Here is a 10,338-nt window from a genome sequence, read left to right as displayed (position 1 = left end):
TCGCCCCGCCCCACCCCGCGCCGCCCCCCCCCGCGCCGCCCCGCGCCGCGCCGCCCCGCGCCGCCCCGCGCCGCCCCGCGCCGCCCCGCGCCGCCCCGCGCCGCCCCGCGCCGCCCCGCAAGATCGTGCTCGATCCAGGAAGTAGTGCCCTCGGCGGTCGTTGATGCCACTACAACAAGGATCGAGCGCGATCTTGCGCGCGTCGGGGCCGCTGGGGCAGCGGGGTCGGTCGAGGCGGTCGAGGCGGTCGAGGCGGTGGGGCGGTGAGGCGCGCGGAGGCCGGTCGGTCGGGCTAGGCGGTGGGTCAGGCGGGGTGGGCGGGGGTGAGGAAGTCGGCGAGGACGCGCGTGTGGGTGTTGAACGCCAGCTCGACCGGATCGGTCAGCACCAACCACTCGGTCGCCTCCTCGGTCGGGGCCGACGGTGGCAGATCCTCGGCCGCCCGCTCGGGCAGCACCCCGAAGACCATCATCGTGCCGCCCGCCGGTGCGCCGTGCACCGCGAACAGGCGGGCGGCCTCGGCAGCCGCGATCAGGCCGGTCTCCTCCCGCAGCTCACGCACGAGTGCGTCGGACCACTCCTCGCCGTACTCGATGAAGCCGCCCGGCAGCGCGAGCAGGCCGCGGGCTGGTTCGATGTCGCGGCGGACCACCACCACACCCAGGCCCTCGGCCGTGCGGACCGGCAGCACCGCGACCGCCACCGGCAGCGGGTTGCGCCAGACGGTCTCGCCGCAGACCGCGCAGACTCGCGGCCATCCGGCGGCCGGCGGGTAGGCGGCGCCGCAGTAGGAACAGTGCGAGTACGGCGTGCCGGTCATGCCGCAGCACGTTACTCCGATCCCCGCCCAGCCCGCCGCGCCGCCGCTTCGTCCCCCGCCCAGCCCGCCGCGCCGCCGCTTCGTCCCCCGCCCAGCCCGCCGCGCCGCCGCGTCGTCCCGCGCGTAGCCCGCCGCGCCGCTTCGTCCCGCGCGTAGCCCGCCGCGCCGCCGCGTCGTCCCGGCGCTCAGGCTGCCGGGTCCCCCGTGTAGAACGCGGTGGTGCGTTCGGCTGCGGCCTTCGCCTCGTCGGCGTCGGTGCCGGCGGCGATGCTCGCCTCGCACCACAGCTGGCTGCTCAGCTCGATGGCCCGTCGTCCCTCGGCGGAGGCGGTCCACTCGGCGCCCTGTTCCGGGGTGATCCCGCTGCCGTCGCCGGCCAGGTGTGAGGCGAGGCCGAGCAGCCCGAGGTCCCAGCCGACACCGACCGCGCCCGGGCCGAACTGGGCCCACCGGTCCTGGTCGACGTGCGCGATGTGGTCCAGGTCGAGGCGGGCCCGCTCGTCGCCGACCGGGGTGACCCGCACCTCGATCCAGCTCACCTCGCCACCCATCTCCCAGGTGGCGGTGAAGCGGTGCGGCGGCTCGCAGCTCTCGACGGTGCCGTGGGCGTTGCCCTGGAGTTGGTAGGTGCCGCCCAGCCGCAGGTCGCCGGAGATCGGCAGGAACCAGCGCGGGATGCGCTCGGCACTGGTGCAGGCGTCCCACAGGTCCTCGGCAGTCGCCTGGTAGGTCTGGCTGATAGTGGTGACCCGCGCCTCACCGGCTTCCAGGGTGCGGCTGCCGACCTGCCGCTGGACGGCGTTGATCTGCTCGGTGGCGTCGAACATCAGGTGTTCCTCTCGTCGGGTGGGTCGGCCGGGCCGCGCAGCCGACGTTCGCGTCGGCCCCGGGCCAGCTCGGTGGCGAGTGCCGCCAGGGGTGGGGTCCAGAACCGGCGGAAGTGCTCCAGCCAGCCGTCGACCTCGCGCAGTGGGCGTGGGTCGACCGCGTAGAGCCGCCGGGTGCCCTCCGGCCGCACTGTGGCGAAGCCGTTGTCGCGCAACACCTTGAGGTGCTGGGACACGGCGGGCTGGGAGATGCCGAACTCCTCGCGGATGACCGCGCTGACCGCGCCGGCGGTCTGCTCGCCACCGGCGAGCAGTTCCAGGATGCGGCGCCGGACCGGATCGCCCAGCACGTCGAAGGCGTGCACGACGACAGTTGTATCACTAACGGCTTATTTAAGCCAAGTCTGATAGTCCGATGAGCTTGTCCAGCCGGATCGGCAGCTCCCGGACCCGTACCCCGGTCGCGTGGTGCACCGCGTTGGCGACCGCCGCCGCGGCGCCGACGATGCCGATCTCGCCGATGCCCTTCACCCCGGCCGGGTTCAGCTCGTCGTCGCGCTCGTCCAGCCAGTACGCCTCGATGGACTCCACGTCCGCGCAGCCGGCAATGTGATAGGTGGCCAGGTCGTGGTTGACCCAGTCGCCGTACCGCTCGTCGAGCAGGCCCTCCTCGTGCAGCGCCATCGACAGCCCCATCGTCATGCCGCCGATGAGCTGACTGCGCGCCGTCGTCGGGTTCACCACCCGCCCCGCCGCGAACACCCCGAGCATCCGGTTCAGCCGTACCTCGCCGGTGTCCGCGTCGACCCGCACCTCGACGAACTGCGCCCCGTACGCGTACCGGGGCAGCGCGGGCTGCCCGCCCACCTCCTCGGTGGTGTCCGCCTCGGCGGTCACCTCGCCGGTCGGTGGCCCGCCGTCGCGCAGCTTCTCGCGCAGCGCCTGCGCGGCGCGTATCACCGCCCAGCTCCAACTGGCGGTCCCCATCGAACCGCCGGCCAGCGTCGCCGTCGGCAGGGCGCTGTCGCCGATGCGGATCTCGACCCGTTCCGGCGGCACTCCGAGCGCATCGGCGGCGACCTGCCAGATCGCCGTCCGGGCGCCGGTGCCGATGTCGGTGGCGTTGATCTGGACCAGAAAGCTCCCGTCGGGCCGAGCGGTGGCCGTCGCGGTGGACGGCCGGGCCCGGGCCGGGTAGCTCGAACCGGCCACCCCGGTCCCGATCAGCCAACGTCCGTCGCGGCGGGACCGGGGCGACGGGTCACGGCCGGCCCAGCCGAAGCGCTCCGCGCCCTCACGCAGGCAGGCCACCAGGTTGCGGCTGGTGAACGGGCGTCCCTGGTCGGGGTCGACAGCTGTGTCGTTGCGGATACGCAGTTCCACCGGGTCCATGCCGACAGCTATGGCAAGCTCGTCCACAGCGGACTCCAGGGCGTACGCGCCGGGGCACTCGCCCGGGGCGCGCATCCAGAACGGCGTGGGCACGTCGAGGCTGACCAGCCGGTGTGTGGTGCGGCGGTGTGGTGCGGCGTACATGCTGCGGGTGTAGACGGCGGTCTGCTCGGCGAACTCCCGGATGGTCGAGGTCTGGCTGACCGCGTCGTGGCAGATGGCGGTGAGTCGCCCGTCGGTGTCGGCGGCGAGGCGGACCCGCTGGATGGTGGGGGTGCGGTAACCGACCGGCCCGAACAGTTGCTGGCGGGTCAGTGCCAGTTTGACCGGGCGGTCCACGTGCCGGGCGGCGAGGGCGGCCAGCACCACCGACGCCTTGGCGTACCCCTTGCTGCCGAAGCCGCCGCCGACGTGCTCGGCGACGACGCGGATCGACTCAGGCGGCAGCTCGAACAGCTCGGCGAGGGTGGCCCGCACCGGTGTCGCGCCCTGGGTGGAGTCGTGCACCAGGAGCCGTCCGTCGTGCCACTGCGCGGTGGTGGCGTGCGGTTCCATCGGGTTGTTGTGGTACGCCGGCGTCCGGTAGGTGACGTCCACCCGCACCGGGGCGGCCGCGTACCCGGCGTCGAAGTCGCCCTCGACGGTGTCCGTCGGATAGCTGGGGTTGACCTGGTCCGGTTTGTACAGGCCGGGGTGGTCGTCGGTGAGCACCGTGCTGTGCGGGCCGGTGTCGTAGTCGATGTGGACCAGTCGGGCGCCTTCGCGGGCCGCCTCCAGGCTGGTGGCCACCACCACGGCGACGTACTGCCCCCGGTAGTGCACGGCCGGCTCCTGCAACAGCCGCAGTTCCGGCTGCGGGCCGGGCGCCATCCGGGGCGCGTTGCCGTGGTGCACCACGGCCAGCACGCCGGGCGAGGCCAACGCCTGCGTCGTGTCGATCCGGGTGATCCGGCCCCGCACCACCGCCGACGGGACGGCCCAGCCGTAGCTGACCCCGTCCACCGGGTACTCCACCGCGTACCGGGCCGTGCCGGTGACCTTCGCCGGGCCCTCCAACCGGGGGTACGCCCGTCCGACCGCCCCGCTGCTCATGACGACGCCAGTTCGGTGAGCGCCCGCACGGTGATGGCCCGGGTCAGTGGCAGTTTGAAGCCGTTGTGCCGGAGCGGGCGCGCCTCGGCCAGCTCCGCGTCGGCGGCACGGGCCGCCAACTCGGGGCTGAACGGACGACCGCGCAGTTCCTCCTCGGCCCGGTACGCCCGCCACGGCCGGTGCGCCACCGCCCCGTACGCCAGCCGCACGTCGCGAACCACGTCCCCGTCGAGGTCCAGCACCGCCGCCACCGACCCGGCGGCGAAGGCGAACGAGGCCCGGTCGCGCACCTTGAGGTACGTCGAGCGGCGCGCGGCCGGTAGTGGCGGCAGCCGGACGGCGGTGATCAGCGCGCCCCGGGCCACTGTGGTCTCCCGTTCCGGGTGGGTGCCGGGGGAGCGGTAGAACTCGGCGATCGGGACGTCACGGGGGCCGTCGGCCTCGTGCACCTCCACCACGGTGTCGAGGGCGGCCAGCGCGACGGCCAGGTCGGACGGGTGGGTGGCCACGCACTGCTCGGACCAGTCCAGCACCGCCAGGTCGCGGTTCTGGCCGTGCAGAGCGGCGCAACCGCTGCCCGGCTCTCGTTTGTTGCACGCCTTGCCGGTGTCCTGGAAGTAGACGCAGCGGGTGCGCTGCAACAGGTTGCCGCCGGTGGTGGCCATGTTGCGCAGCTGTCCGGAGGCGGCGGCGAGCAGGGCGCGGGCCAGCACCGGGTAGGCGCGGCGTACCACCGGGTGGGCAGCGAGGTCGCTGTTGCGGACTGTCGCGCCGATCCGCAGACCACCGTCGGGCAGCTCCTCGACGGTGTCGAGTGGAAGCCGGGTCACGTCCACCAGCACGTCGGGGCGTTGCACCCCGAGCTTCATGAGGTCCACCAGGTTGGTGCCGCCGCCCAGGTAGGCGGCCTGCGGTTCGGCCGCCAGCACGGCGACCGCCTCGGCCACGTTGGCGGGCCGGTGGTAGCGGAACGCCTTCACGAGGACGCCGCCGTCTCACGTACGGCCGCGACGATGTGTGGGTACGCGGCGCAGCGGCACAGGTTGCCGGCCATCCGCTCGCGGATCTCCGCGTCGGTCAGCTCGGCTGACGTGGTCAGGTCGTCGGTGACCGCGCTGGGCCAACCCCGGGAGACCTCGTCGAGCATGCCGCGGGCGGAGCAGAGCTGCCCGGGGGTGCAGTAGCCGCACTGGAACGCGTCGTGTGCGATGAAGGCGGCCTGCAACGGGGACAGCTCGTCCGGCCCGGCCAGCCCCTCGACTGTCACCACCGACCGGCCGTCGACGGTGACGGCGAAGATCAGGCAGCTCTTCACCCGGCGGCCGTCGAGCAGCACCGTGCAGGAGCCGCACTGGCCGTGGTCGCAGCCCTTCTTCGCCCCGGTCAGGTCGAGGTGTTCGCGCAGCGCGTCGAGCACTGTGGTGCGGTTGTCCAGGGTCACCTCGCGGGACGCGCCGTTGACCTCGAACGTCACCCGTGACGAGTGGCGTTCGTCGATCGTCGTCGTGTTCTCCGGTCGGTCCTGCACCGGCCCAGACTAGCTTTGTCGGTATATCTCAGGGCGAATAACGCAAAGCCCCTCGCACGGGAGGTGACGACGGTGACTGCCGGACTGCTGCTCGCCGCCGGCGCCGGGCGGCGCTACGGCCGGCCGAAGGCGCTGGTCGAGCTGGACGGCGAACCGCTGGTGCGGCGCGCGGTCCGGCTGCTCGCCGACGGCGGCTGCGCACCGGTGCACGTGGTGCTCGGCGCGGGCGCCGACGAGATGCCCGACCTGCCCGGTGCGGTGTCGGTCCGGCACGATCGCTGGTCGGACGGGCTGGGCTCGTCGCTGCTGCGCGGCCTGGCCTCGCTGCCTGTCGACGTGCCGGCCGCCGTCGTGGTCCTCGTCGACCAGCCGCTGCTCAGCCCGGTAGCGGTGCGTCGGGTACGCGCGGCGTACGCCCACGGCGCGGTCGTCGCGGTCGCCACCTACGCCGGTCGGCAGGGGCACCCGATCCTGCTGGGTCGACAGACCTGGCCGCTGCTGAACCGGTACGCCGTGGGCGACCGGGGTGCGCGTGACCTGCTGCGCGAGCGGCCGGACCTGGTGGTCGAGGTGCCCTGCGACGACGTCGGCGCACCCGTCGACGTGGACACTCCGGCCGATCTGCGCGCGGTCACCGACGCGTCAGCCACCGAGGCAGCCCCTCGCTGGTCACCGCGTGATAGCTGATCATGACGATCACACCGATCAGGCCCAGCAGCGGGTTGACGAACCAGCCGAGCAGACCGCTGAGCCCGTACAGGATCAGGCCGGTGACCGGTCGCAGCCGCTGCGCCCGCACGTACCCGGGGCTGACCCGGTGTTCGAGCAGCGCCGGGTGTCGGTGCAGGTAGCCGAAGAACACCAGCCAGGGCGCCGACATCAACGCCGCGGAGAGCGCGTACAGGGCGACCGCCGCGCGCTGGTCGTCGATGTCGCCCCGGGTGAACGCGGAGGCCAGCACCGCGGTGGGGAAAGGAATGATCACCGCGCCGAAGAGGACGCCGAGGTTGATCCAGCTCAGCGCGAGGGTGGTCCGGCGGATCAGGCGCAGCAGCGCGTGGTGGTTGAGCCAGAGCACCCCGATGTAGACGAAGGACACCACGAAGGCGAGGTACGAGGGACCCTCGTCGAGCAGATCGGTCAGCAGCTCACCCTCGTGGTATTCGGGCACCCGCAGGTCGATGACGAGCAGCGTGATGACGATGGCGAAGACGCCGTCGCTGAACGCCGCCATCCGCTCGGTGCCGGAGACCCGCCCGGTGGGCTCGGGCTGCTCGATCTCGTCGGGCGCTGCGGACATTGCCGCAGGCTAGCCATTCCGCGCGGCGGCCGGTGGCGGTTTCGCCCGACTGGGACACGAACGGCCGCCCAGGGTCACCCCCGGGCGGCCGTCGCGCTGCCCGCCGGTCAGGCCACCGGCGTCACGGTGCCCGCCGCCCGGGCGACCCGCTGATGGGCCCGGATCACCTCGGCGTAGCGCAGACCGCTCGCCTTCACCGTCCGACGCTGGGTGGCGTAGTCGACGTGCACCAACCCGAAGCGCTTGTCGTAGCCGTACGCCCACTCGAAGTTGTCCAGCAGCGACCAGACGAAGTAGCCGTCGAGGGGAACCCCTCGGGCCACCGCCGAGGCGCACGCGGCCAGGTGCTGCTCCAGGTGGTCGGTGCGTTCCTTGTCCTCCACGGTGCCGTCGGCGGTGACCTCGTCCGGCCAGGCCGAGCCGCTCTCGGTGACGATGATCCGGCCCGGCCGGTACTCCTCGTGCACGTCGACGAGCAGCCGCTCCAGGCCCGCCGGGTACATCTCCCAGCCCATCGCGGTCTCCACCGAGCCGGGCACCGGCACCTGCCGGGCGTACGGCGCCGCGCCGGTCGGGTCGTCGACCACCAACTGCCGGAAGTAGTAGTTCACCCCGAGGAAGTCCGTCGGCGTGGCGATCACCGCCAGGTCGTCGCCGCGTACCGGCGGCTCGACCCCGTAGGTGGCGATCATGTCTGCCGGGTAGCCGCGCCCGTGGATCGGGTCCAGCCACCACCTGTTGACGTGCCCGTCCGCCCGGCGGGCCGCCGCGACGTCCTCGGGTCGGTCGGTCGCCGCCTCGACCGGGCTGAGGTTGAGCACCAGGCCCACCGAGGCCGGCCGGGCGGCGTTGGCCCGGATCGCCTGGGTGGCCAGGCCGTGCCCGAGCAGCACGTGGTGCGAGGCGTGCACCGCCCGGGTGAGGTCCCGCTCGCCGGGGGCCATGTTGCCCTCCAGGTGCCCGATCCAGCACACGCAGAGCGGCTCGTTGACTGTGCACCAGTCTGCGACCCGGTCACCGAGCCGGCCGGCGACCACCGCCGCGTAGTCGGCGAACGCCTCGGCGGTGGCGCGCTCCGGCCAACCGCCCCGGTCCTGGAGGACCTGCGGCAGGTCCCAGTGGTAGAGCGTGACGAACGGTCGGATCCCGTCGGCGAGCAACGTGTCGACGAGCCGATCGTAGAAGTCCAGCCCGGCGGCGTTGACCCGCCCGACGCCGTTGGGCATGACCCGGGGCCAGGCCACCGAGAAGCGGTACGCGTCCACGCCGAGGCGACGCAGCAGCGCCAGGTCCTCCGGCCACCGGTGGTAGTGGTCGCACGCCACCGCGCCGGTGTCGCCGTTGTCGACGTTGCCGGGAGTCGCCGAGAAGGTGTCCCAGATGGACGGCGCCCGGCCGTCGACGTCGACGGCCCCCTCGATCTGGTACGCCGCCGTGGCGACACCCCAGAGGAAGTCGGGTGGCAGCTTGGACAGGTCGGGCACGGGTCGGTTCTCCTCTGGGGTTGGATGACTCACTTGACAGCGCCGGCGGTGAGGCCGGCGACGAAGTAGCGCTGCAGGGCCAGGAACCCGACGACGACCGGGATGCTGACCACCAGCGAGGCAGCCATGATCTGGTTCCAGTAGACGTTGAACTGGGTGGAGTAGCCCTGCAGGCCGACGGCCAGGGTGCGGCTGCCCTCGTCGGTCATCACCGACGCGAAGAGCACCTCACCCCACGCGGTCATGAACGCGTACACGGTGACCGCGACGACGCCGGGCACGGCGGCCGGCAGGATGACCTGGAACAGGGTGCGCAGCGGACCAGCGCCGTCGACCTGCGCCGCCTCGTCCAGACCCCGGGGGATCGAGTCGAAGTAGCCGACCAGCATCCAGATCGAGAACGGCAGCGAGAAGGTCAGGTACGTGATGACCAGGCCGGTGCGGCTGGCGTACAGCTCGATGCCGGTGGCGTTGCCCAGGTTGACGTAGATGAGAAACAGCGGCAGCAGGAACAGGATGCCGGGAAACATCTGCGTGGACAGCACCGTCACAGTGAAGACACCCCGACCGCGGAACCGGTACCGGCTCACCGCGAACGCGGCGAAGATGGCCACCGCCACCGAGCAGACCGCCGCGATGCTCGACACCACCAGGCTGTTCACCAGGTACCGGGCCAGCGGCACGGTGCTCCACATGTCGACGAACGGTTGCAGGGTGGGCCGGCTGGGCCACCAGGTGAAGCCGTTCTGCACGTCCTGCAACGGCTTCGCCGCCGAGGTGACCATGACGTAGAGCGGGATGACGACGAAGAGGGCGAGCAGGGTCAGCACGATGCGCCGACCCCAGCGCTCACCGGCTGTCTCACGCATGGTCATCCCTCCGACGGTTGGTGATCAGCAGGTACACGGCCGAGACGACGAGCAGGAACAGCAGCAGCGCCACCGACATGGCCGACCCGGAGCCGAAGTCCCAGGTCTTGAAGGAGCTGCGGTAGATGTGGATGGAGATCAGGTCGGCCTGCTCCGGCGCGGAACCACCGAACAGCACGAACGGGGTGTTGAAGTCGTTGAACGTCCACAGGAACAGCACCAGCAGCAGCACCAGGTTGACCGGCCGCAGCATCGGCAGGGTGACCGAGCGCAGCCGGCGCCAGAACCCGGCGCCGTCGATCGCGGCGGCCTCGTACAGCTCACCGGGCACGTTCTGCAGCCCGGCCATCAGGCACAGGAACGCGAAGGGCCAGTTGCGCCAGACCGACACCACCAGCAGCGACCAGAAGCTGTTGTCGCCGATCAACCAGAACGGCCGTTCGTTCATCAGCCCGAGCTGGTCCACGAGCACGTGGTTGACCAGGCCGGTGTCGCGTTGCAGCAGGAAGCTCCAGGTGATCACGGCCGCGTAGACCGGCAGCGCGTACGGGGTGAGGAACAGTGCCCGCAGGATGGCCCGTCCACGGAACGGTCGTTGCAGGACGACAGCCGCCGAGATGCCGAGCAGCCAGGCGAAGCCGACCGAGAGCAGGCTGTAGGCCAGGGTGACCCAGAACGAGTGCAGCAGTTCCTTGCCGGCGGCGCTGTTCAGGTCGAGCGTCGCCCGGTAGTTCTCCAGCCCGATGAAGGGCGCGGTGGACCAGTCGCGAATGTGGAACTGGGTCAGCTCCAGCAGGCTCATCCAGACCCCGACCACCATCGGGATGACGTGGATGGCGAGTTCCAGCACGACGGCCGGTGCGAGCAGCAGGTACGGCAGGAGCGAGCGGCGGGGGCCGCGGGGCCGGCGGGCCGGCCCCCGGGCCGGCGACCCGGCCCGGGGTTCGCGCCGGTCGGCGTCCGGCGCGGTGGTGCTGGTTGCCATCGGGGTCCTCTCGGAGGCGGTGGCCGTGGCCGGGCTCAGCG

The 10,338-nt window shown here is 72.3% G+C and carries 11 protein-coding genes; 1 reads left to right on the top strand and 10 read right to left on the bottom strand.

Annotated elements, in window-relative coordinates:
* Window positions 1-304: 304 nt before the first annotated feature.
* The 6 genes from AB0B94_RS22025 to AB0B94_RS22000 form a co-directional block, all read right to left on the bottom strand.
* Window positions 305-820 (bottom strand): NUDIX domain-containing protein, encoded by a 516-nt coding sequence (locus AB0B94_RS22025; RefSeq protein ID WP_357282935.1) that lies wholly within the window; start codon window positions 818-820, stop codon window positions 305-307.
* A gap of 185 nt (window positions 821-1,005) precedes the next feature.
* Window positions 1,006-1,647: an SRPBCC family protein gene (locus tag AB0B94_RS22020; protein ID WP_357282933.1), complete on the bottom strand. Its 642-nt coding sequence runs from the start codon at window positions 1,645-1,647 to the stop codon at window positions 1,006-1,008.
* Window positions 1,647-2,012: a metalloregulator ArsR/SmtB family transcription factor gene (locus AB0B94_RS22015; RefSeq protein WP_091398629.1), complete on the bottom strand. Its 366-nt coding sequence runs from the start codon at window positions 2,010-2,012 to the stop codon at window positions 1,647-1,649. The genes AB0B94_RS22020 and AB0B94_RS22015 overlap by 1 nt, the downstream gene beginning before the upstream one ends.
* Window positions 2,013-2,040: 28 nt before the next feature.
* A complete protein-coding gene (locus AB0B94_RS22010) occupies window positions 2,041-4,131 on the bottom strand; it encodes a xanthine dehydrogenase family protein molybdopterin-binding subunit (protein ID WP_357282929.1) in 2,091 nt (696 codons plus the stop codon).
* Window positions 4,128-5,111 carry a xanthine dehydrogenase family protein subunit M gene (locus tag AB0B94_RS22005; RefSeq protein ID WP_357282926.1) on the bottom strand — a complete coding sequence of 328 codons (984 nt, stop codon included), beginning with the start codon at window positions 5,109-5,111 and terminating at the stop codon, window positions 4,128-4,130. Before AB0B94_RS22005 ends, AB0B94_RS22010 begins: the two co-directional genes overlap by 4 nt.
* Entirely contained in the window at window positions 5,108-5,605 is a 498-nt protein-coding gene (locus AB0B94_RS22000; protein ID WP_357282964.1) for a 2Fe-2S iron-sulfur cluster-binding protein, read from the bottom strand. The genes AB0B94_RS22005 and AB0B94_RS22000 overlap by 4 nt, the downstream gene beginning before the upstream one ends.
* A gap of 126 nt (window positions 5,606-5,731) precedes the next feature.
* Here AB0B94_RS22000 and AB0B94_RS21995 point away from each other — a divergent pair, with 126 nt between their 5' ends.
* Window positions 5,732-6,346, top strand: a complete 615-nt coding sequence (locus AB0B94_RS21995; protein WP_357282923.1) for a nucleotidyltransferase family protein — start codon at window positions 5,732-5,734, stop codon at window positions 6,344-6,346.
* On the opposite strand, the gene AB0B94_RS21990 is transcribed toward AB0B94_RS21995, so the two are convergent.
* The 4 genes from AB0B94_RS21990 to AB0B94_RS21975 all read right to left on the bottom strand — a co-directional run bounded on the left by AB0B94_RS21990 (window position 6,291) and on the right by AB0B94_RS21975 (window position 10,297).
* The gene (locus tag AB0B94_RS21990; protein ID WP_357282921.1) at window positions 6,291-6,959 is read right to left on the bottom strand and encodes a TMEM175 family protein; all 669 of its coding nucleotides are present in this window, start codon (window positions 6,957-6,959) and stop codon (window positions 6,291-6,293) included. The two genes, AB0B94_RS21995 and AB0B94_RS21990, sit on opposite strands and share 56 nt — an antisense overlap.
* 107 nt (window positions 6,960-7,066) lie before the next feature.
* The gene (locus AB0B94_RS21985) at window positions 7,067-8,443 is read right to left on the bottom strand and encodes a GH1 family beta-glucosidase (protein ID WP_357282919.1); all 1,377 of its coding nucleotides are present in this window, start codon (window positions 8,441-8,443) and stop codon (window positions 7,067-7,069) included.
* A 29-nt stretch (window positions 8,444-8,472) separates the two neighbouring features.
* Window positions 8,473-9,312 (bottom strand): carbohydrate ABC transporter permease, encoded by an 840-nt coding sequence (locus AB0B94_RS21980; RefSeq protein WP_238670597.1) that lies wholly within the window; start codon window positions 9,310-9,312, stop codon window positions 8,473-8,475.
* A complete protein-coding gene (locus AB0B94_RS21975) occupies window positions 9,305-10,297 on the bottom strand; it encodes a sugar ABC transporter permease (RefSeq protein ID WP_238670598.1) in 993 nt (330 codons plus the stop codon). The genes AB0B94_RS21980 and AB0B94_RS21975 overlap by 8 nt, the downstream gene beginning before the upstream one ends.
* Window positions 10,298-10,338: the final 41 nt, after the last annotated feature.

The organism is Micromonospora sp. NPDC048986, from assembly GCF_040649335.1.
GTDB classification, from domain to species: Bacteria; Actinomycetota; Actinomycetes; order Mycobacteriales; family Micromonosporaceae; genus Micromonospora; species Micromonospora alfalfae.
The sequence above is the reverse complement of the archived record's forward strand: the minus strand, read 5'-3'. Positions and strand labels throughout refer to the sequence as shown.

Excerpts from the sequence above, each read along its gene's own strand:
- AB0B94_RS22025 (WP_357282935.1), bottom strand. The coding sequence starts at position 820 with ATGACCGGCACGCCGTACTCGCACTGTTCCTACTGCGGCGCCGCCTAC.
- AB0B94_RS22020 (WP_357282933.1), bottom strand. The coding sequence starts at position 1,647 with ATGTTCGACGCCACCGAGCAGATCAACGCCGTCCAGCGGCAGGTCGGC.
- AB0B94_RS22010 (WP_357282929.1), bottom strand. The coding sequence starts at position 4,131 with ATGAGCAGCGGGGCGGTCGGACGGGCGTACCCCCGGTTGGAGGGCCCG.
- AB0B94_RS21990 (WP_357282921.1), bottom strand. The coding sequence starts at position 6,959 with ATGTCCGCAGCGCCCGACGAGATCGAGCAGCCCGAGCCCACCGGGCGG.
- AB0B94_RS21980 (WP_238670597.1), bottom strand. The coding sequence starts at position 9,312 with ATGCGTGAGACAGCCGGTGAGCGCTGGGGTCGGCGCATCGTGCTGACC.
- AB0B94_RS21975 (WP_238670598.1), bottom strand. The coding sequence starts at position 10,297 with ATGGCAACCAGCACCACCGCGCCGGACGCCGACCGGCGCGAACCCCGG.